Below are 20,227 nucleotides of genomic sequence, written 5' to 3' on the forward strand. Positions count from 1 at the left end.
CCCTGTCGCAAGGCGATTCAGCCATCAAAAATAATCTCGTATCGCACGAAACACACGTCTGATCATATTGCTGGGGCCGTATTTGCCAACTGTTTGCCGGTCCTCGCCGATCATGCGAATATCGACAGGATCTTCAACGGCGTAGAGACACAGGCCGACAAGCGTCGCGAATCCGGGCGTCGCGTGGGCCTCGGGCAGGCTTGAAATATGCGGCGGACGGCCGATCCGCACCGCCCTGCCCAGTGCGCCCTGCATGAATTCCGCGATGCCGTGCAGTTCAGCGCCTCCGCCGGTGAGCACCACCTGCCCGGCATTGGCACCCGAAAAGCCCAGAGCCTTGAGCCCCTTGCTGATTTCCGCTGCCAGTGCGGCCAGCCTGTCGGTGACGACCGAAACCAGTTCGGCGCGCGGAATGCGGTTTTGCTCGTCCGCTCCGCGTGCGATCGGCGCATCGTCCTCTTCACCAGGCCCGTTGACCGGAATCATCTCGCGATGGTCGCTGGGCGTGGCGATGGCCGATCCTGACACGCATTTCAGCCGCTCGGCCTGGCTTCGGCGTATGCCGAGGTTGGATGCGATGGCATCGGTTATGTCGTTCGAGCCGACCGGGATCGATTTCAATCCGAGCAGCATCCCGCCGGCATGGACCGAGACATGCGTCACCTGCGCCCCGATCTCGACCAGCGCGACGCCCAGCTCCCGCTCTTCGGAAGAAAGGCAAGCGAAGGCGCTGGCGAGCGGACTGGCGACCACCGCCTCGACTTCCAGATGAGCGGTCTGGACCGCCTCGATGAGATTGCGCACCGGCGGACCTTCGGCCAGCACAACATGGACATCGACGCCCAGCGTTTCGGCATGGAGCCCCTTGGGATCGGCGATGCCATGCGCGCCGTCGAGCGTATAATGCGCGGGCTGCGCGTGCAGCACCATCCGCCCTTCCGGCTGGATGTGATCGCGCGCGGCGATCAGCAGCTGCTCGATATCGTCTTCCTCGATCCGCCTGCCACCGATCGCGATTTCGACGCTGGCGACCTTGCTCGACAGGCCCGCCCCCGCGCAGCCGATCCATACGCTGGATACGGCCGTGCGCGCGGTGCTTTCCGCCTTTTCGACTGCTTGCCGGATCGCGCTACTCGCAGCGTTCATATCGGTGACGTAGCCGCGCTTGACTCCTTCCGCGCGGCGGTGGCTCGATCCCAGCACTTGCAGCGCGCCGGCTTCGTCTTGCCCCAGGATCATCGCGGACACCCTGAAGGAGCCGATATTGACCGCCCCGAAGGCGCGCGTGATGCGTGGCGGCGCCATCAGTTTGTCCCTCCGGACGAGCCGATCATGTCTTTCGAGCATGGTCCACCAGAGCAACGGAAAGCCGCCTGTCCCGGCACGCGCATATCGATCGCCACCACCTTGCCCCCTATCAGCCGGTTCATCCCGTCGAGCTTGGCAAACTGCACCAGCGCGGGCGCGGCATCCGCGCCTTCGGGAAGCGCGAGCAATTGCCCGGTCTTGAAGGTCAGGTTCCAGCGGCGGTTGCCGACCCATTCGGCAGCGGCGACCTGAGGTTTGAGCGCGGGCGCATTATCGAGCAGCTGGTCGAGCGCGGGCACTTCGCGCTGTGCACCGGGGCCGGAAATCATCAACCAGCCTTTTGCCTTGGCGGCAGCCAGCGAAATCGGTTCGAGTTCGTGCCCGGTACCATCGATCAGTTCGAGGTGGTCGGGCCGCACCAGCACCGCGCGCGGCACGCGCTCGACGATATCGATCAGCAGCGTATCGGGCAGATGGCGGGAAACGCGCGCGTCCTTGACCCACGGCAGTTCCAGCAGCCGCTGGCGCAGCGCGTCGAGATCGACCAGTGCCATCGGCTGATCCAGCTGGTCCTGCACGTGGGCATAGACGCTGCCCTCGCTCATCCGCTTGACCCCGGTGATCTTGATCCGGTGGACACGGTAGCCCGCATCCGCCGCCGAACGGGCGAATTCGGCGCCAGCAATGGCGGGCAATCCGGCAAGGCTAGCAATGCCCCACCCAGCCGCCGCGACGGCAGCAAGGATCACGACAAGGAAAAACCTGTGCAGCTGTTCTTCGGTGAACGGCAGTATCGCCAGCATCCGCCCGACCACGCCAACGGTGTGGGAGCGCGCCTTGCGGGCTTTCTGGCTGCGGCTGCGGGCGGCGGCTGAGCGACGCACGCCCGGCGCCGAACGCTTGACCTTAGCCATCGCCCTCGCCTTTCGGCCCATCGAAGTGGCGGAGCGCGGCAGCGATGATCGTCTCGACCAGCTCGCCATATTCCATCCCGATGTATTTCGCCTGCTCGGGCACGAGGCTGAGCGGGGTCATGCCCGGCTGGGTATTGGTTTCGAGCACGAACAGCCCATCCTCGCCCTGATCCTCATCCCAGCGGAAATCGGTCCGGCTGCAACCACGGCAACCAAGCACGCTATGCGCCCTGAGCGCGATCTCGAGACAGAGCTTCTCGATTTCCGCAGGAATTTGCGCGGGACACACATGTTCGGTCATGCCGTCAGTGTATTTGGCGTCGAAATCGTAAAAGCCGGACTTTGGCTTCAGCTCGGTAACTGCCAGTGCGCGTGAGCCGTCGGCGAAATCCACGACCGCCGCGGTCATCTCGCGGCCCTTGATGTAGGGCTCGGCGAGTAGCTCGGGAAATTCCTGCCACGGCCCCTTCGCGTCGCGGCGAATAGGATTGCCATAATTGCTGGCGTCGGTGACGATGGCGACGCCCACCGAGCTACCCTCGTTGACGGGCTTGAGCACATAGGGCCGAGCCAGCGGATCGCGCTCATACAGCTCCGCGCTCTTCACGATCCGTCCACCGGGCATCGGGATGCCGTGCGGGATCAGCGCGTTCTTGGTCAGCTGCTTGTCGATCGCGATGACCGAGGTGGCAAGGCCGGAATGCGTATAGGGCACGCCCATCAGGTCGAGCATCCCCTGCACAGTTCCGTCCTCGCCCGGCACGCCGTGGAGCGCGTTAAAGACGACATCAGGCGCAGCCTCGGCAATGCGCGCGGCAACAGAGCGGTCCATGTCGATTCGCGTCACGCGATGCCCGCGCGACTCGAGCGCCTTGGCAACGCCCTCGCCCGACATCAGGCTGACGGGCCGCTCATTGGCCCAGCCACCCATGAGGACGGCGACGTGGAGTTTGCTGTTGAGGGTCATACCCGCCCTACCCGCTGGATTTCCCATTCGAGGCCGACACCGCTGTTTTGGTAGACTTTGCGGCGTACCGCTTCGCCCAGCGCCTCGATATCGGCGCCGGTGGCACTCCCAGTGTTGATAAGGAAATTTGTGTGCTTCTCGCTCACCTGCGCCCCGCCCAGCGTCATGCCGCGGCACCCAGCCTCATCGACCAGCTGCCATGCTTTCTTGTCCGGCGGATTCTTGAAGGTCGAGCCGCCGGTCTTGGTGCGCAACGGCTGCGATTCCTCGCGCGCTTTCGCTATCCGGTCCATCTCCGCACCGATGGCCTTGGGATCGCCGGACGTACCCTGGAAGCGCGCTGCGGCCACTACCGCACCATCGGGCAGGTCGGAATGCCGGTACGAGTATTGGAGATCGCGCGCAGGCAATGTCACCAACTGACCATCGGGCATCACCACGTCGCAATCAACCAATATGTCGGCGACTTCGCGCCCATAAGCGCCGCCGTTCATCCGCACGAATCCGCCGACCGTACCGGGGATACCGCGCAGGAATTCAAGCCCCGCGATCCCGGCATCGCGCGCAGTGCTCGCAACCAATATGCCATGCGCCCCCGCCCCGCAGGCAAGCACGCAATCGTCAAGCACCTCGACCTTGGCAAAAGGCTTACCCAGCCGCACGACCACTCCCGGCACGCCGCCATCGCGCACGATCAGGTTCGATCCCAGCCCCAGCGCCATCACCGGCAGCCGTCCGTCGAGCCGCTGCAGGAAGTCCTTGAGATCATCGATGTCGGCAGGCTCGAACAGCCAGTCGGCCACCCCGCCGGCCTTGAACCACACCAACGGCGCGAGAGGCGCCATGCAGGTGATACGGCCACGCACGCTCTCGATCGGGACACCACCCTCGGCGCCGCCCTCGACCTCGCAATCGGGTGCCCTGCCATCGTCATATTCGGGCCAGTCGGGCTGATCCATGCTCATGCTTGCCGATGTCCTTCGATGGCCTCAGCAAGGCCTGCGGCCCATTTGGTGATGTCGCCTGCGCCGAGGCACACAACCAGATCGCCCGGCTTGATCTCGCCGGCCAATATCGTCGCCAGCTCGTCAAATTCATGCACCACCAACGCCGAGCGATGACCGCGCGACTTGAGCCCGGCAACGAGATGTTCGCTGTCGACGCCTTCGATCGGGTCTTCGCCCGCAGCATAGACCGGGGTGACGAACACGGCATCGGCTTCGTTGAAGCAGCTCTGGAACTCGTCCATCAGATCGCGCAGGCGGGTATAGCGGTGCGGCTGGGCGACCGCGAGCACGCGGCCTTTACCGGCGGCCTCGCGCGCGGCGGCGAGCACGGCGCGGATTTCGACCGGGTGGTGGCCGTAATCGTCAATGATGACCGCCTTGCCGCCATCCAGCGCGACTTCACCGACGCGGGTGAAGCGCCGCCGCACGCCGCTGAACTGGGCAAAGCCGTCCCGGATCACATCGTCGCCGCAGCCCATTTCGATTGCCACCGCAATCGCGGCAAGCGCGTTCTGGACGTTGTGGCGACCGGGCATCGGCAGGAAGACGCCTTCGATCCTGCGATCCTCCTGTCCGCGCTGGCGGATCATCACGTCGAAGCGATTGCCGCCGTCTTCGGCGCGCACATTGACCCCGCAGATGTCCGCCTGGAGCGAGAAACCGTAAGTTATAACGCGGCGGTCACGAACCTTGCCGATCACCGCCTGCACTTCGGGGTGGTCCACGCAAAGGATCGCCGCGCCATAGAAGGGGACGTTGTGGATAAATTCGACGAAGGCGCGGCGCACGCCTTCGAAATCGCCGTAGTGTTCCAGATGCTCGGGGTCGATATTGGTGACCACCGCAATCGTCCCGTCGAGCCGCAGGAAGCTGCCGTCGCTCTCATCCGCTTCGACCACCATCCAGTCGCTGTCGCCCAGACGCGCGTTCGAGCCGTATTGTTCGATGATCCCGCCATTGATCACAGTGGGATCGACATTGCCCGCATCGAGCAGCGCGGCGACCATACTGGTCGTGGTGGTCTTGCCATGCGTCCCGGCCACCGCGACGGTGGATTTCAGCCGCATCAGTTCCGCCAGCATTTCCGCGCGGCGCACCACGGGAATACGATTTTCAAGCGCGAAGGCGACTTCGGGATTGGTCCGCTTGACTGCGGTCGAGGTGACGACGACCGCCGCGCCTTCGACGTTTTCCGCCGCATGGCCGATACTGACCGGAATGCCGCGTGCGCGCAGCCGCTCGACACTGGCGTTGGCGGCAATATCGGAGCCTTGCACGCTGTAGCCGAGGTTATCCATCACCTCGGCAATACCGGACATGCCGATGCCGCCGATGCCGACGAAATGGATGGTGCCGATATCGGTGCCCACACCCCTCATGCCGCGCGACCTCCCATGCTCGTCCTGTTGCTGGCCGATCCGGTCGCCACGCCTTGCGTCGCACCGCGCGCGGTGTTCGCACCGACCCTGATCACGTCCATCATCTCCGCCCCGCCGAAACTTTCGACGAGATCTGCCAAGTCCTTGACCGCATCGGGCCGCCCGCAGCTCCACGCGGCATAGGCAGCATTGGCGAGCCCCTTGGGATTGTCCGCCAGCGCCATGATCTGCTTGGCCAGCTCCTTGCCGGTAAACCGCTCCTGCCGGATCATCCGCGCACCGCCAGCCTTGACCATTTCAACGGTATTGGCCGCCTGATGATCATCGGTCGCGATCGGCAACGGCACGAGAATGGCGGGGCGGCCCACAGCGGTCAGTTCCGCTATCGTGGAAGCGCCCGCGCGGCCGATAAACAGATGCGCATCCGCCAGCCTTGCCGCCATATCTTCGAAATAGGTCGCCAGTTCGGCTGGAATGTCGTGCGTGCGATAGCGTTCGCGGACTGCCTCCAGATCCTCCGGGCGGCATTGCTGGGTAACCTGCAAGCGCATCCGCAAGGCCGGTGGCAGCATGGCAAGGCCGTCGGGCACCACTTCGCTCAGCACGCGAGCGCCCTGGCTCCCGCCGGTCACGAGCACACGGATCAGCCCGTCCTCGGTCAGTTCGGGATAATCCTCCTCGCGCAGATCGAGCAGTTCATGACGCACCGGATTGCCGACCAGATGGACCTTGCGCAGGAATTTGGGCTTCAGCCGCTCGACATCGGGATAAGCGGTGGCGATCGCATCGACCCTGCCCGACAGCAGGCGATTGACGCGCCCGAGTACGGCATTCTGTTCATGCACCACGCTGGGAATGCCCGCCGAGGTCGCGGCGAGCAGCGCGGGCAAAGATGGATAGCCGCCGAAGCCGACCACGGCGCTGGGCTGGAAACTGTCGAACAGCGCGCGCGCCATCCGCCGCCCTTCCATCACCGCCGACAGCCCCTTGATCCAGCCCAATGGATTCTTGCCGAAGCGACCAACGGGAAGGACATGTGCAGTCAGGAAATCGGGCTTGCCGGGGATTTGCGCACCCCGCGCATCGGTCACCAGCGCGACATGGTGTCCGCGCCGGTCCAGCTCTGCCGCCAAAGCGAAAGCGGGGAGCAAGTGCCCCCCGGTCCCGCCAGCGGCGAGCACGTAATGACGATTGGCTCCGGTCACGGTGTAATGTCCCGCTTGAATGGCGCCTCGCCCTTCGCGCGTTGCTCGTTCCAGCCGATCAGGTCGGCCAGGCCGCGCGTCTCGCGGGTCAGGAACGGATTGCGCTTGGTGATCGCCAGCAGCAGCCCGATGGTTAGGCACACCGCAATGGTCGACGAACCGCCATAGCTGATCAGCGGCAGCGTCATGCCCTTGGACGGAAACAGCTGCAGGTTCACGAGGATATTGATGAACGCCTGCCCGCCGAACAAAGCGGTCAGGCCCGATCCCGCCAGCAGGGCGAACAGGTCTTCCTCGTCGATCAGTTTCATCAGCACTCGCGCCACGATTGCAAGATAGGCCAGCACGACGATCACGCAAACTATCAGCCCGAACTCTTCCCCGATCACGGAGAAGATATAGTCGGTGTGCGCTTCGGGCAGCGTCATCTTGCGAATGCCGAGACCATATCCCGATCCGAACCAGCCGCCCGCAAGGATGGTGCGCTGGGCAAGATCGACCTGATCGAAGGCGGTGCCCCCACCGAAAAAGCTGTCGATACGGTGGCGCGCGTTATCGTACAGAAAATAGGTCGCAGTCAGCAGCGCGGCGCCGCAGCCGAGCAATATGCCCAGCCGCTTGACCGGCGCGCCCGCAATCAGGATCAGCACGAACCAGAACCCCGCGAACAGGATTGTATCGCCGAGATTGGGCTGCATCATCAGCAGCAGCGCGATGACGCCGAACAGGATACCGGTCAGCGAGATCACCGGAATGCTTGGATCGCGCAGCCGCCACGAAAGGATCCACGCCATTGTCACGGCGCAGACGGGCTTGAGGAATTCGCTTGGCTGGAAGCGTATCCCGAAATCGATCCAGCGTCTTGCCCCGTTGACCTCGTGTCCAAGGATCGGGACGAGGAACAGTGCAAACAGCATGAATACCGTCAGCCCGACCGAAATTCGCCGGGCGTTCTGGCGACTGAGCATGGAGGTGCCGATCATCACCGCGATGCCCACGGCCTGCCAGGCGAGGTTGCGGGTGAAGAAATAGAGTGGGGAGAGCTGGTCGCCTGCGGTAGAGAGCCGCTTGGCGCTCGCCGGGCTGGCCGCCGAAACGGCAACCGCACCGAACACCATCAGCGCCAGCACCATCAGCAGCAGCACGCGATCGACCTCGCGCCACCAGATCTTGAGCTTCAACCAGCGCGACAGCTTTTGCGACGGCACTGGTGTGGCGCGATAGCCGCTGCGCGGGACATAAGGTCTGGTCATGCTCATACGGGCTCGAAACCGGGAAGAGACTGGACGGCGGCGCGGAAGACATCGCCGCGCTGTTCGAAGTCGCGGAACTGGTCGAAGCTGGCGCAGGCGGGGGAGAGGAGGACCGTGTCGCCCGGTTGGGCAGCGGCGGCCGCATCAGCGACCGCTTGCGCGAGCGTTTCGCTGCGGGTGACAGGGACGCGACCTTCAAGCAGCTCGGCGAAATCGGCACCGGACTTGCCGATAATATAGGCGGCCTTCACGTGGGGAAGCTCGGCCTCGCATTCGGCCAGCCCGGGCTCCTTGGCCAGCCCGCCGACGATCCAGTGGATGTTCTCGAACGCCGCCAGCGCGGGCGCGGTGGCAGCGGTGTTGGTGCCCTTGCTGTCGTTGACGTAGAGCGCGCCATCGACGGTGCCGATCCGCTCCATGCGATGCTGAAGGCCGGGATAGGTGCGCAGCCCCGAACGAATTTGCGCTCCCGTCAAACCGAGTATGTCGCAAGTCTCGATCGCGGCACTGGCGTTCTCAAGGTTATGCGGTCCCTGAAGCGAGGGCCATTCTGCCTGTTCGCTTGGCTCTATACCGCGGTTTTGAAGCACATCCTCAAGAATACTCGCAATTGAGCCGTCCGCAAATTTGCCCAGTAGACGCGCATCAGCAAATCGGGCGATCGAATTATGGCCGCGCGATTGCATGGCCAGCAAACGAAATTTGCTGGCCGCGTAAGCCTCGAAACTCTCGTAGCGGTCCAGGTGATCCGGCGTGATGTTCAGCAGCACAGCCACATCGCAGTCGAGCGAAAAGGTCAGGTCGATCTGGTAGCTCGACAGCTCAAGCACATAGACCCCGCCTTCCGGCAAAGGGTCCTGCTCGAGGATCGGCAGGCCGATATTGCCGCCCATGGTCGTCGGCACACCGGCGGTCTTGAGGATATGGTGCGTGAGCGCGGTGGTGGTGCTCTTGCCGTTGGTGCCGGTGATGCCCGCCACCTTGTGCGGCGGCAGACCGCTGCGCGCCTGCGCGAACAGCTCGATATCGCCGATTACCGGCACGCCGAACTTGTCGGCATAGGTTTTGATCGGATGGGTGTTGAGCGGCACGCCGGGGCTGACCACCACGCCCGCATAGCCGGTCAGGTCCGCCTCAAGTGGATCGGCGAGCGCGACGCGGCCCACAAATGGCTCGCGCGCCTCTGGCTTCGCGTCCCACGCCAGCACCTCGGCCCCGCTTGCCAGCAGAGCCTCCACCGTCGCGCGCCCGGAACGCGCAAGGCCCAGCACTGCAAAGCGCTGTCCTTTCCAGGCGTCGCTCGTAATCACCGCAGCTTCAGCGTCGCGAGGCCGAGCAGCGCGAGCACGATGGCGATGATCCAGAAACGGATCACGACCGTGCTTTCGGACCAGCCCAATTGTTCGAAATGATGGTGCACTGGGGCCATCCGGAACACGCGCTTGCCGGTGCGCTTGAACCAGAACACCTGAATGATGACCGACAGCGCCTCGAACACGAACAAGCCGCCGACGATCGCCAGCACCACCTCATGATGCGTCGCAACCGCGATCGCGCCGAGCGCGCCCCCCAATGCCAGCGAACCGGTATCGCCCATGAACACCGCCGCAGGTGGGGCGTTGAACCATAGGAAGGCGAGCCCTGCCCCCATGATCCCGGCGCACAGGATCGCCAGCTCACCCGCGCCCGGCACATGCGGAATGCCGAGATAGCCGGCAAAGTCCGCACGGCCCGCCAGATAGGCGATGATAGCGAAGGTACCCGAGGCGATGATCACCGGCATGGTCGCCAACCCGTCCAGCCCGTCGGTCAGGTTCACCGCATTACCCGCGCCCACGATCACGAAGGCGGCGAAAACGTAATAGAGCGGCCCGAGCGGCACCCCGGTGTAATTGAGGAAAGGAACGTAGAGGAAGGTGTTGATCTGGCCGACGATGATCCAGCTGGCGATCCCCGCCACCACGAATTCCATCAACAGCCGGACCTTGCCCGAAACGCCCTTGTGGCTTGCCTTGCGGACCTTGTCGTAATCGTCGAGGAAGCCGATCAGCCCGAACCCCACCGTCACCGCGATACACGCCCAGACGAATGGGTTGGTCATGTCCATCCACAGGAACATCGACAATATCAGCGAGACGAGGATCATCAGCCCGCCCATTGTCGGCGTGCCACGCTTGGCAAGGTGTGTTTGCGGCCCGTCCTCGCGGATCGGCTGCCCCTTGCCCTGCCGCACGCGCAGCATGTCGATGAAACGCGGACCGATCACCAGCCCGATGAACAGCGCGGTCAGCAGCGCCGCACCGGCGCGCGCCGTCTGGTAGCGGATGAGGTTGAAGGGACCGGCAAAATCGAGCCATTGGGCCACTAGGTAAAGCATGGGGCGCCAGTCCTTTTAACGTCTGGTGCGCGTGAGGTGATCCACAATGCTGCCGAGCCCGACCGAATTCGATCCCTTGACCAGTATCGCGTCCCCCGCGACGAGGCCGAAATCCTCAATCGCATCGATCGCTTCGGCAGCCGACTTGCAATGGGTGAAGCTGCCGTCGAAGCCAAGCGACAATCCGCCCGATTTCCCCAGTTCACGGGCTAAAGCGGTCATTTCGTCGCCAACCAGTATCGCATAGTCGACTTTGGCTGCGGTAACCGGCTCACCGAGCATCGCGTGGAAGGCGGGAGCGAAGTCACCCAACTCCTTCATGCTGCCAAGCACCGCGATGCGCCGCGTCGCGGGCGTGGCTCCCAGCTGCGCAAGCGTCGCGCGCATACTCGCCGGATTGGCGTTGTAGCTTTCGTCGATCAGGAGGGCATTGCCGCCGGGTGCGGGTATCTGGTGACGCGCGCCACGCCCCTTCAGCCCACCCATTTCTGCCAGGGCGATACCTGCCGCAGCCAGATCGCCGCCCGCAGCCTGGACGGCGGCCATCACCGCCAATGCGTTCATCACCCAATGCGCGCCCGGTTCGGCGACGGTGAAGCATATTCGCCCGCTGCTGTGCTCGCAGGTCACGAGCGAGCCGCCGTTGGCACTAGGAATTGCATCAAGCAACCTTACGGTTGCGTGGCGCTCGGTCCCGAAAGAGACAATTTTCGCGCCGACTTTCTCTGCCGCTGCGTGCAGTCGCTCATAATGCGGGCTGTCGGCGGGAATGACGGCGGTGCCGCCCGGTTCGAGCCCGGCGAAAATTTCCGCCTTGGCGTCAGCGATCGCCTCCTCGCTGCCAAGGTTCTCGATATGGGCGGGCGCGATGGTCGTGATGACCGCGACATTGGGACGCACCTGCCGAGCGAGCCCGTCGATCTCGCCCGCGTGGTTCATGCCCATCTCGAACACGCCGAACTTGCTGCGTGCGGGCATCCGCGCGAGGCTGAGCGGCACACCGACATGGTTGTTATAGCTGCGGATCGAGCGATGGGTCGCGCCGCGACTTGCACGTTCGAGCGCGGCAAAGATCGCTTCCTTTACGCCCGTCTTGCCGACCGATCCGGTGACGCCAATGATCGTTTTCCTGCCACGCGTCCTTGCCGCCGCCGCCAGCGCCTTCAGAGCCGCATTTGTATCAGCCACCAGTACATGTGGCTGGGCGATCGGCTGCTCGACCAAAGCTGCGGTCGCGCCATTGGCGAAGGCGGCATCGAGAAAGCGATGACCGTCCATCGCTTCGCCCTTGAGGGCCACGAACAGATCGCCATTGCGGACGTCGCGCGAATCCATTTCCACGCCAGAGACTTCGAAATCGCCGCTCGCGACGCCGCCGGTGGCCTCGGCGATACTGCGCGCGTCCCACAGCGCCAGCGGAAGCTGGTCCTCGGAGAAGATCGGCCATGGTTTGACCGCAGGATGACGCAGGATCGCAGCACTCATAGCGTTACACCTTCCGCAGCGCACTCACGCGCAATTTCTACATCGTCGAACGGCAGCACCGTCATCGATTCCCCGGAGCCGATGATCTGGCCCAGCTCGTGCCCCTTGCCCGCGATCAGGACGATGTCGCCCGGCCCGGCTTCGGCTATCGCAGCGGCGATCGCCGCACGGCGATCCCCGATTTCGCGCGCACCATCGCCCGCGCCCGCCATCACCGCCGCACGGATCGTCGCAGGGTCTTCCCCACGCGGGTTGTCGTCTGTGACGATTACGATATCCGACCCTTCAGCTGCGACCCGACCCATCGGGCCGCGCTTGCCGTGATCGCGATCTCCGCCCGCGCCGACAACCGTGATCAGACGGTCATCCACATGTGGGCGCAATGCCGCGATGGCCGCTTCGATGGCATCGGGCGTGTGCGCGTAATCGACGTAAATCGGAGCGCCGCTTTGAGTGATAACCGCGCGTTCGAGCCGGCCGCGAACCGGCTGGAGACGGCTGACCGCATCCCATACGCGAGACGCCTCGGTTCCACTCGCCAGCGCCAGTCCGACAGCCGTCAGCGCATTGGCCGCCTGATAGGCTCCGATTAGTGGGAGCGACAGTTTGCGAGTCTCGCCTGCATATTCGATGGTCAATTGTTGGCCCAGCTGGGTGGCCTCGCGATCCACGAGCCTGATCGTCTCGCCCCGTTCGCCCACGGTCATCACGGTCAACCCGCGATTGTTCGCATGTTCGACGGCCCTTGCGGACCAATCACCCGCTTCATTGCCGCACCACACCACCGCCGTGCCACCGTCCGCTGCAACCTCGTCAAACAGGCGCATCTTGGCGGCGAAATAGTCGTCCATGCCGGCATGGTAGTCGAGGTGATCGCGGCTGAGGTTGGTGAAGGCGACCGCCTGCGGACGCACACCCTCGTTCCGGTATTGCGACAGACCGTGGCTCGACGCCTCATAGGCAATGTGCGTGACGCCTTCACGCGCGAGGCCGGAAAGATTGGCGAGGAAAGTCACGATGTCGGGTGTGGTCAAGCCGGTCGAAACGCTCTCGTCCGGGGTGGTCACCCCGAGCGTGCCGATCGAGGCCGCGCGCTCGCCTGCCATGCGCCAGATCTGGCGGGTCATCTCGACGGTCGAGGTCTTGCCGTTTGTGCCGGTCACAGCGACGATATGGCGCGGAAACGGAGCGAAGAATTGTGCTGCGAGACGCGCGAACGCACGACGCGGCAGCGAATCGGCGATATGGACCGCTCCCGACACTTGCGCTTCGGGTCTGGTGACTACGGCAATCGCACCGGCGGCGACGGCCTCGGCGATGAAATCCTCACCGTCGACACGCGCGCCCTGGAACGCACCGAAAACCGTGCCGGGTGCGACCTTGCGATGATCGATGGCAAAGCCTGTTACTTGCGCATCGGTATTGCCCGAAGCGGCAAGATGGGCCTGTTCAAGCAACCGCGCCAGCCTCATTGCCCGTCCTTTGCAGCCTGTTGGGCTTCGGGAAGAAGTGGTTTGAGCTCGCTGATATCGATATCGTGAGTGGTATCCGGCTGGACACCCAGCATCGGACCGATCCGCGGAACCAGCCGTCCGACAATCGGTGCCGCGTTCCATGCGGCGGTGCGCTGGTACGAGCTGGCAAGCGTGCCCTGCGGCTCGTCGAGCATCACCAGAACGACGTAACGCGGATTGTCCATCGGGAAGGCAGAGGCGAAGGTCGCGATCACCGAATGGCGACGGTAGCCGCCCTTGCCCGCCATTTCCGCGGTTCCGGTCTTGCCGCCGATGCGAAAGCCAGGAGCATTGGCGCTACGCCCGGTCCCATAGAGGGCGATCATCCGGAGGAGTTGGCGAACGCGCGCGCTGGTGCTGGGTTTGAACACGCGCTGGCCACTCGGCTGGTCGCCTGCGGGCAGCTTGTGCAGCGTCGCAGGGCGCCAGATTCCGCCATTGACGAGCGCAGCGTAGGCGCTGGCAAGGTGAAGCGGAGTGACTGCTACGCCATGCCCGAAGCCCACCGTCATCGCCCGAATGCGGGCCCATTTGCCGCTCGGCCAGATCGGAAAACCGCGCGCGGGAAGCTCGATGAAGGGCCGCTCGTTCATGTGAAGCTTTTCCATCGTGCGCTTCATGCGATCCGGCCCAAGCTCGTCGGCGATTTCCGCAGCCACGATGTTGGAGGAATGGATCAGCATTTCCGGCACGTTGAGCGACGCCCCGAAGTTCTCGTCGTCGTGGATCGTGAACCCGCCGATATGAAGTGGCGTAGCCGGATAACGCTTGCCCATATCGGTGATCAGCCCCGCATCGAGCGCGGCAGCAACGGTGATCGGCTTGAAGGTGGATCCCAGTTCATAGACCTGATTGGTCATCCGGTTGAACATGTTCTTCTCGCCCTCGGCATCGATATGGTTGGGATCGAATTCGGGGAGTGAGGCGAGTGCGAGTACTTCACCGGTGTTGACGTCGAGTACGATACCGCCAGCGCCTTTGGCGTTGACCAGCCGCATCCCACGGATGAGCTCATCCTCAAGTGCGCCCTGCACGCGCACATCGATGCTCAATTGCGCTGGCGTTCCGCGCGTCGCAGGATTGCGGAGCTGCTTGTCGAGCACTTCCTCCATGCCGACATGGCCGTGCCCGTTCGCACCGACATAGCCGAGCACATGCGCCGCGAGCGAACCTTGCGGATATTGCCGGTCCATCTCGCGCGGCATTTCCAGTGCCAGCTCGCCGATATCCTGCACCTTGTTGGCCTGCTCGGGCAGCACCCGGCGGCGGATATAGCCGGGCTTGCCCGAGGCAAGCAGCTGAGTGACCTTCGCCACGTCCAGGTCGGGGAAGATCGCCTTCAGCTCGCGCGCCACCTCTGCCGGTGGCTTGATGAGCGGGGAACCGCCCTTGCCGAGCGCATTGGGATCGAACCACAGCGCGTAGGCGGGAAAGGCGCGCGCCAGCGGCACGCCGTTGCGGTCGACGATTTCACCACGCGGCGGGAGTAGCGATTCCTCGAAGCTCGTCGCTTCGACCGAACGGTCCGACATACCGAGGAAACCGATCCGCAAAACCGCGACGATCGCCACGAACAGGAAGCCAACCGTCACCCACAGGATGCGCTGGCGCGCCAGCTCCATCGCCTTTTGACGCAATGTCACGAGCTGGATACGGCTGACGCTGAGCGTGGCGGGAGGAGAAGTGTTGGCGGGCAGGAACGCACCCATCGAGGAATGGGCGTTCACTGGCGAACCTCAGCCAAACGGGTGAAGCCTTGGCTCTGTGCCAAGCGTTCGGCGAGACCAGCAGCGCCCGCTCGCGCCGCGCGCGGCAGTTCGTGCGCAGCGATGGTGCGTGCCTCGTCGCCCAGCTGCTTATCCGTAAACGGCGAAATCAGTTGCGCGAGGCGGCTTTCAGCCGAGTATTCCTGCGGCGTTTCGGCCCGCGCAACGCGGATCGGCTGCGGCGCATCGAGCTGGCGCGGCGCACCGAGCATGGCGAGCTGAGTTTCGTTCTCGACGAACTGGTCGGCGCGCGGCGCCTTGAAACCGAAATCGACCGCGTTCCATTCGGCCAGCTGTCGCTGGCTGGCACGCGACTGAAACTCGGTTTCCAGCATCTGCTTGTCTTGCTGCACAGCCACGATCTGCCGTTCGGTCAGTCGCACCTGATTGCGGATCGCGTTGACGTGAAAGGTCAGCGCGAGAAACAGCGCAAAGGCCACTGACAACGTCAGCGCCCAACCGGCCTGACGCAGGCGACTTCCGGGTACGGGGGCTGGTTTCGAAGCCATCAGGCGGCCTTTCTTGCCGGTGCGTTGGTACGGATCGCGTGACGCAGCACTGCGGAGCGTGCACGCGGATTGCTGGTCGTCTCCGCCTCGCCCGCACGGATCGCCTTGCTGACCTTGGAAAAAGTCGCGGCGCTCTCGGCGTCGAGCTGCGGAAGGTGGCGCGAGGAAGCAGGGGCGGTGCTCGCGGCGCGCAGGAATTGCTTGACGATGCGATCTTCGAGGCTGTGGAAGCTGACCACTGCCAGCTTGCCGTCCTCGCCCAGCAATTGCTCGGCCGCGACCAGTCCCTGGCGGAGCTCGTCAAGCTCGGCGTTCACATGGATGCGGATCGCCTGGAAGCTGCGGGTGGCCGGATCCTTCGAGACACCCCCCTTGTTCGAATTGGGCCGATAACCGACCGCCTTGCGCACGACCTGTGCCAGTTCGCCGGTGGTCGACAGCGGACGCGCCGCAACGATCGCTCGCGCGACACGACGCGACTGACGCTCTTCGCCCAGGGTATAGAGCACATCGGCGATCTCACCCTCATCGGCCTCATTGACGAAATCCGCCGCGCTCGGGCCTTCCTGGCTCATGCGCATGTCGAGCGGACCGTCGAGCGAGAAGGCGAAGCCGCGCTCCGCCTGATCGAGCTGCATCGAGCTCACACCGATATCCATTACGACTCCATCCACCCGCGCGACTCCGTAATCGCGCATGGCATCCGCCATTTCGGAGAATCGACGCGGGTGGAGAATAAGACGCGGCGGGTTTTCCCCCGCTTCGCGCCACGTGCGACCCGAAGCGGCGGCTTCGGGATCTCTGTCGAAGGCATGGACCGTTGCGCCGCGATCGAGCAGCGCACGCGTGTAACCACCGGCTCCGAACGTCGCGTCGACCAGCACATCGCCCGGCTGCGGGTTGAGCGCCGTAATCACTTCATCGAGCAAAACGGGGATATGAGGCTGAACGGCGCTCATTTGCGCTTCGCCTTTGCTTCGCCCACCAGCGCTTCGCAGGCCGCCTTTGCCGCAGCCCAGTCATCACCCATCTGCGACAATTCAACCGGATTCCAAAGGGTGAAGAAGCGTCCACCGCCCTGCACGAACAAGCCGTCATCGATATTGGCCAGCACGCGCAGATGGTCGGGCATCACGAAGCGCCCGCTGTCGTCAAAGGGCAGCTCGACGAAGCCGAACAATTGCGAGGAGCGTGTGTCGCGGTCAAATTCGCGGCCCACGCGATAGGCCAGCTCTTCTTCGCGATCGAGCTGCGCTTCGAGTTCCGGTTTACGCGACAGACCAAAGCCGGTGAGACAGTTCCAGCGGTCGTGCTTGGCAAGGCAGAGGATGCGCGCGTCGCTGCTTTCCTTGACCGCCTTCCGGAACAGCGGCGGCAGGACGTAGCGACCCTTGTCGCCCGCCGGCGAAAACGCCTGTCCGCTGTATCCCCCAAAGGTCACTTTGTCCCTGTCCCCCGAAGCCTTCCCGCCTCGCGCAAACTGCTGACACGGCACCCCGCCCCACAAAGCGCACAAACGCCCGCGGTCGCCCGACGCCGCGAAGCGCAGGACGTGTTCCAGAACACCATGTCTGATGTCCCGATGTGATATCGCGAGTTACGCGGGGATGGAAGGGAAAATTACGGGATTTTTGGGGATTTATCCGTAATATCCTGAAACTAATTGATAATTGCGAAATTAAGCCCTCCCGAGATATGAATAAACCCTTACCGCAAACGGCTGGATTTCTGTCTTTTCACCGGCGGGAGCCTCGATGATTCACGTAGTCCCGTAAAATCCCCGAGTCGATTCCGACGAGCGCCACAAATCCCGCCCTCCCTTTGCATGGAGAGAGCACGACGGGTCTCAGCTCGACCCCGAGCGATTATTGCGCAGGTCGGGTGGGAGTTGCCGTGGCCACTGGAGCCGGTGGAGGCGAGTCCCCCACCGCAGCGCTATCGGCAGGAGTGGGGCTGGCAGGGAGATTGGGGACAACGCCCGCCTCAGCCAAAGGATCGGGTTTGCTCGGTGTCGGTGACGGGGTCATCGTAGCGGCTGCTTCGGGCACTGAATCCGCTTCGACCTGCTTTGCACGGTTTTCGATAATGCTGGCAAGCCCGACGAGCATCAGAATGCCTACGACGCCCGAAATGCCGATCTGCAGGCGATACATCGCCTCCGACTTGTTCCCGCCGAGCGGCGCGGCATCGAGCGGATCGGGGTTTGGCGTATCGGAGATTGGTGCAGGTCGCCGCATCCACGGCAAACTAGGCCGCTTTGCCACGTCGTCAATCCTCGCGCAGCCAATCGAACACCGGCAAATCCTTTGCCGCCAGCCATTCCGGATTGTAGAGAGTTGAAAGATAGCGGAAACCGGTATCGCACAAAATCGTCGCCACGCGCGGCTCAGCGACACCATCGGCCTTCAGTTTACGGCCCAGGGCGATAGCACCGGCGACATTGATTCCACTGGACAGGCCCAGACACAGCCCCTCTTCGCGTAACAGCCGCGCAACCCACTTCAGCCCTTCCCCGTCGGAAATGCGGAACTGCGTATCGATCGGCGCACCTTCGAGGTTGCCGGTAATCCGGCCCTGCCCGATGCCTTCAGCGACGGAAGACCCCTCGGCCTGCAATTCGCCATTCGCGAAATAATTATAGAGTGCCGCGCCGTGCGGGTCGGTCAGCGCAATGGTGATGGCCTCGTCGAATTCCTTGAGGCCCAGCCCGACGCCAGCCAGCGTACCGCCAGTGCCTGCCGCGCAAGTGAAGCCGTCGATGCGGCCATCGAGCTGCTCCCAAAGCTCGCGCGCCGTCCCGTCGATATGGGCCTTGCGGTTGGCAGTGTTGTCGAACTGGTTAGCCCAGATCGCGCCTTCGGTCTCTTCCGCCAGCCGACGACTGGTATGGACGAAGTGATTGCAATCGGAGAACTTGGTCGGCGGTACAGTCACCAGTTCGGCCCCCAACGCGCGCAGCGTGTCCATTTTCTCGCGGCTCTGGTTGTCGGGCATCACGATGATCGTGCGGTAGCCCAACGCGTTGGCGACCAACGCGATGCCGATCCCGGTGTTGCCCGCGGTGCCTTCGACGACGCAGCCGCCCGGTTGCAGTTCGCCGCGCGCCTCGGCATCGCGGATGATGCCGAGCGCCGCGCGATCCTTGACGCTCGCGCCCGGATTCATGAACTCGCACTTGCCGTAGATTTCGCAGCCCGCTTCGCGGCTCGGCCCCTCCAGTTTCACGAGGGGGGTGTTGCCAATCAAGTCGAGCGTGGTTTCACGCGGAGGTAATAGCTTCATGCCATTCGAGATAGGCAGGCGCCCGGCCTACCGCAAACAACATCAATCTTCAGGGGCGATAGTAACCTTGAGGCCATCGAGATCGCTCGTGAAGGGAATTTGGCAGCTCAATCGCGAGGTTGCCACGCGATGATCGGACGATTCCAGCAAATCATCCTCATCCTCGCCCATCGGGGGAAGCTTATCGGCGAATGCCGGATCGACATGAACATGGCAGGTGGCGCAAGAACAGCACCCACCGCACAGTGCCAAAAGTTCGTCGAAGCCATTGTCGCGGATGGTTTCCATCACGGTCAGTCCGTCGCCAACCTCGACTTCGGAGGTTTCGCCTTCGCGGGTGGTGACGATCAGCTTGGGCATCGGGCAGGCGCTCCTGTTGCGTGTAGAGTGACGTGAAGGCGGCTGCTAAGGGCGCAGTCGTGATTTTGCAAGGATGCGTGATGTGGGCCTGACCTCCGAACAGCTAAGCCATGGACTCGACGCGATCGCGACGCGCGAGCCCGCGATCGCCGCAGCTCTCGAACGTGTCGGCTATCCCGAGCCGCGCATCCGACCCAAAGGCTATATGACGCTGCTCAGGACCATCGTCGGCCAGCAGGTCTCGGTCGCTGCGGCGGCTTCGGTCTGGAACAAACTCGAAGCTGAATTGGGTGAAGGCTTTGCGCCACACGAATTGCTTGACCGCGATTTCGATACATTGCGCGCCTGCGGACTTTCGCGCCAGAAGCAAGGCTACGCCCGCAGCCTGTGCGAACTGGTGGCTAGCGGCGATCTGGTGCTCCATGAATTACCTGAGGACGATGAGGAAGCGATTGCGCAGCTTGTCCGGATCAAGGGCATCGGTCGCTGGTCGGCGGAAATCTACCTGCTGTTTGCGGAAGGGCGGGAAGACATCTGGCCAGCGGGCGATCTGGCGGTGCAGCAAGGCGTAGCCAGACTGCTGGGCCTGGCGGAGCGCCCATCGGAAAAGGACACCCGCAATCTGGCAGAAGCATGGCGTCCCCATCGCGGTGCAGCCGCCATCTTCACCTGGCATTGCTACAACAATCCTGCGCTCTGACGATTCCTTGGGCGGCCCACCCAATTATGGTTAATGATGCGATGCGAGTCGCAACGGTTCACCGCACGTGCCGCTCGGATAAACGGCGTGGCGGAGAGCACAACAATGTGTTCATGAAACCGACAGGGTAAGATGAACAGGCAGCCCATCCACTCAGTTCATAAGCGGCAGGTGGGCCGCGAATTCGATTCAACCATTAAC

General features: G+C 63.6%; 19 protein-coding genes. 1 reads left to right on the forward strand and 18 read right to left on the reverse strand.

Translation table 11 applies throughout. The features are described from left to right. Positions 1-24 precede the first annotated feature (24 nt). The 18 genes from ftsA to GRI58_RS01585 form a co-directional block, all read right to left on the reverse strand. Positions 25-1,305 carry a cell division protein FtsA gene (gene ftsA / locus GRI58_RS01500; protein WP_160751777.1) on the reverse strand — a complete coding sequence of 427 codons (1,281 nt, stop codon included), beginning with the start codon at positions 1,303-1,305 and terminating at the stop codon, positions 25-27. Then, the gene (locus tag GRI58_RS01505) at positions 1,305-2,222 is read right to left on the reverse strand and encodes a cell division protein FtsQ/DivIB (RefSeq protein WP_160751778.1); all 918 of its coding nucleotides are present in this window, start codon (positions 2,220-2,222) and stop codon (positions 1,305-1,307) included. Before GRI58_RS01505 ends, ftsA begins: the two co-directional genes overlap by 1 nt. Continuing rightward, positions 2,215-3,189: a D-alanine--D-alanine ligase gene (locus tag GRI58_RS01510; protein WP_160751779.1), complete on the reverse strand. Its 975-nt coding sequence runs from the start codon at positions 3,187-3,189 to the stop codon at positions 2,215-2,217. Before GRI58_RS01510 ends, GRI58_RS01505 begins: the two co-directional genes overlap by 8 nt. Further along, positions 3,186-4,034 (reverse strand): UDP-N-acetylmuramate dehydrogenase, encoded by an 849-nt coding sequence (murB, locus tag GRI58_RS01515; RefSeq protein ID WP_419957015.1) that lies wholly within the window; start codon positions 4,032-4,034, stop codon positions 3,186-3,188. Before murB ends, GRI58_RS01510 begins: the two co-directional genes overlap by 4 nt. A 116-nt stretch (positions 4,035-4,150) precedes the next feature. Next, positions 4,151-5,575 carry a UDP-N-acetylmuramate--L-alanine ligase gene (gene murC, locus GRI58_RS01520; RefSeq protein ID WP_160751781.1) on the reverse strand — a complete coding sequence of 475 codons (1,425 nt, stop codon included), beginning with the start codon at positions 5,573-5,575 and terminating at the stop codon, positions 4,151-4,153. Then, complete coding sequence (gene murG, locus GRI58_RS01525) at positions 5,572-6,780, reverse strand: undecaprenyldiphospho-muramoylpentapeptide beta-N-acetylglucosaminyltransferase (RefSeq protein WP_160751782.1); 1,209 nt, start codon at positions 6,778-6,780, stop codon at positions 5,572-5,574. Before murG ends, murC begins: the two co-directional genes overlap by 4 nt. Further along, positions 6,777-8,033 carry an FtsW/RodA/SpoVE family cell cycle protein gene (locus GRI58_RS01530; protein ID WP_419957009.1) on the reverse strand — a complete coding sequence of 419 codons (1,257 nt, stop codon included), beginning with the start codon at positions 8,031-8,033 and terminating at the stop codon, positions 6,777-6,779. Before GRI58_RS01530 ends, murG begins: the two co-directional genes overlap by 4 nt. 2 nt (positions 8,034-8,035) lie before the next feature. Then, complete coding sequence (gene murD, locus GRI58_RS01535; RefSeq protein WP_160751784.1) at positions 8,036-9,343, reverse strand: UDP-N-acetylmuramoyl-L-alanine--D-glutamate ligase; 1,308 nt, start codon at positions 9,341-9,343, stop codon at positions 8,036-8,038. Further along, positions 9,340-10,410 carry a phospho-N-acetylmuramoyl-pentapeptide-transferase gene (mraY, locus tag GRI58_RS01540; RefSeq protein ID WP_160751785.1) on the reverse strand — a complete coding sequence of 357 codons (1,071 nt, stop codon included), beginning with the start codon at positions 10,408-10,410 and terminating at the stop codon, positions 9,340-9,342. Before mraY ends, murD begins: the two co-directional genes overlap by 4 nt. 15 nt (positions 10,411-10,425) lie before the next feature. Beyond that, a complete protein-coding gene (locus tag GRI58_RS01545) occupies positions 10,426-11,895 on the reverse strand; it encodes a UDP-N-acetylmuramoyl-tripeptide--D-alanyl-D-alanine ligase (protein ID WP_160751786.1) in 1,470 nt (489 codons plus the stop codon). Continuing rightward, the gene (locus GRI58_RS01550) at positions 11,892-13,367 is read right to left on the reverse strand and encodes a UDP-N-acetylmuramoyl-L-alanyl-D-glutamate--2,6-diaminopimelate ligase (protein ID WP_160751787.1); all 1,476 of its coding nucleotides are present in this window, start codon (positions 13,365-13,367) and stop codon (positions 11,892-11,894) included. Before GRI58_RS01550 ends, GRI58_RS01545 begins: the two co-directional genes overlap by 4 nt. After that, entirely contained in the window at positions 13,364-15,118 is a 1,755-nt protein-coding gene (locus tag GRI58_RS01555) for a peptidoglycan D,D-transpeptidase FtsI family protein (RefSeq protein ID WP_160751977.1), read from the reverse strand. Before GRI58_RS01555 ends, GRI58_RS01550 begins: the two co-directional genes overlap by 4 nt. 14 nt (positions 15,119-15,132) lie before the next feature. After that, positions 15,133-15,684 (reverse strand): hypothetical protein, encoded by a 552-nt coding sequence (locus tag GRI58_RS01560; protein ID WP_160751788.1) that lies wholly within the window; start codon positions 15,682-15,684, stop codon positions 15,133-15,135. Then, positions 15,684-16,643, reverse strand: coding sequence for a 16S rRNA (cytosine(1402)-N(4))-methyltransferase RsmH (gene rsmH / locus GRI58_RS01565; RefSeq protein ID WP_160751789.1), 960 nt, complete (start codon positions 16,641-16,643; stop codon positions 15,684-15,686). Before rsmH ends, GRI58_RS01560 begins: the two co-directional genes overlap by 1 nt. Beyond that, complete coding sequence (locus tag GRI58_RS01570) at positions 16,640-17,125, reverse strand: division/cell wall cluster transcriptional repressor MraZ (protein WP_160751790.1); 486 nt, start codon at positions 17,123-17,125, stop codon at positions 16,640-16,642. The genes rsmH and GRI58_RS01570 overlap by 4 nt, the downstream gene beginning before the upstream one ends. A gap of 424 nt (positions 17,126-17,549) precedes the next feature. Beyond that, positions 17,550-17,921 carry a hypothetical protein gene (locus tag GRI58_RS01575; RefSeq protein WP_160751791.1) on the reverse strand — a complete coding sequence of 124 codons (372 nt, stop codon included), beginning with the start codon at positions 17,919-17,921 and terminating at the stop codon, positions 17,550-17,552. 31 nt (positions 17,922-17,952) lie between these two features. Next, positions 17,953-18,966: a cysteine synthase A gene (locus GRI58_RS01580; protein ID WP_160751792.1), complete on the reverse strand. Its 1,014-nt coding sequence runs from the start codon at positions 18,964-18,966 to the stop codon at positions 17,953-17,955. A 42-nt stretch (positions 18,967-19,008) separates the two neighbouring features. Next, the gene (locus GRI58_RS01585; RefSeq protein ID WP_160751793.1) at positions 19,009-19,326 is read right to left on the reverse strand and encodes a 2Fe-2S iron-sulfur cluster-binding protein; all 318 of its coding nucleotides are present in this window, start codon (positions 19,324-19,326) and stop codon (positions 19,009-19,011) included. Between the two features lie 73 nt (positions 19,327-19,399). Between GRI58_RS01585 and GRI58_RS01590 the strand changes: the two genes are divergently transcribed. Then, a complete protein-coding gene (locus tag GRI58_RS01590) occupies positions 19,400-20,026 on the forward strand; it encodes a DNA-3-methyladenine glycosylase family protein (RefSeq protein WP_202386728.1) in 627 nt (208 codons plus the stop codon). Positions 20,027-20,227 lie beyond the last annotated feature (201 nt).

It is taken from the genome of Qipengyuania algicida, from assembly GCF_009828025.1.
Taxonomy (GTDB): domain Bacteria; phylum Pseudomonadota; class Alphaproteobacteria; order Sphingomonadales; family Sphingomonadaceae; genus Qipengyuania; species Qipengyuania algicida.

Bases quoted from the DNA above. Each gene is read 5' to 3' on its own strand.
- ftsA (WP_160751777.1), bottom strand. From the start codon at position 1,305: ATGGCGCCGCCACGCATCACGCGCGCCTTCGGGGCGGTCAATATCGGC.
- GRI58_RS01505 (WP_160751778.1), bottom strand. From the start codon at position 2,222: ATGGCTAAGGTCAAGCGTTCGGCGCCGGGCGTGCGTCGCTCAGCCGCC.
- GRI58_RS01510 (WP_160751779.1), bottom strand. From the start codon at position 3,189: ATGACCCTCAACAGCAAACTCCACGTCGCCGTCCTCATGGGTGGCTGG.
- murB (WP_419957015.1), bottom strand. From the start codon at position 4,034: ATGGCGCCTCTCGCGCCGTTGGTGTGGTTCAAGGCCGGCGGGGTGGCC.
- murC (WP_160751781.1), bottom strand. From the start codon at position 5,575: ATGAGGGGTGTGGGCACCGATATCGGCACCATCCATTTCGTCGGCATC.
- GRI58_RS01530 (WP_419957009.1), bottom strand. From the start codon at position 8,033: ATGACCAGACCTTATGTCCCGCGCAGCGGCTATCGCGCCACACCAGTG.
- mraY (WP_160751785.1), bottom strand. From the start codon at position 10,410: ATGCTTTACCTAGTGGCCCAATGGCTCGATTTTGCCGGTCCCTTCAAC.
- GRI58_RS01545 (WP_160751786.1), bottom strand. From the start codon at position 11,895: ATGAGTGCTGCGATCCTGCGTCATCCTGCGGTCAAACCATGGCCGATC.
- GRI58_RS01550 (WP_160751787.1), bottom strand. From the start codon at position 13,367: ATGAGGCTGGCGCGGTTGCTTGAACAGGCCCATCTTGCCGCTTCGGGC.
- GRI58_RS01555 (WP_160751977.1), bottom strand. From the start codon at position 15,118: ATGGGTGCGTTCCTGCCCGCCAACACTTCTCCTCCCGCCACGCTCAGC.
- GRI58_RS01560 (WP_160751788.1), bottom strand. From the start codon at position 15,684: ATGGCTTCGAAACCAGCCCCCGTACCCGGAAGTCGCCTGCGTCAGGCC.
- rsmH (WP_160751789.1), bottom strand. From the start codon at position 16,643: ATGAGCGCCGTTCAGCCTCATATCCCCGTTTTGCTCGATGAAGTGATT.
- GRI58_RS01575 (WP_160751791.1), bottom strand. From the start codon at position 17,921: ATGCGGCGACCTGCACCAATCTCCGATACGCCAAACCCCGATCCGCTC.
- GRI58_RS01580 (WP_160751792.1), bottom strand. From the start codon at position 18,966: ATGAAGCTATTACCTCCGCGTGAAACCACGCTCGACTTGATTGGCAAC.
- GRI58_RS01585 (WP_160751793.1), bottom strand. From the start codon at position 19,326: ATGCCCAAGCTGATCGTCACCACCCGCGAAGGCGAAACCTCCGAAGTC.
- GRI58_RS01590 (WP_202386728.1), top strand. From the start codon at position 19,400: ATGCGTGATGTGGGCCTGACCTCCGAACAGCTAAGCCATGGACTCGAC.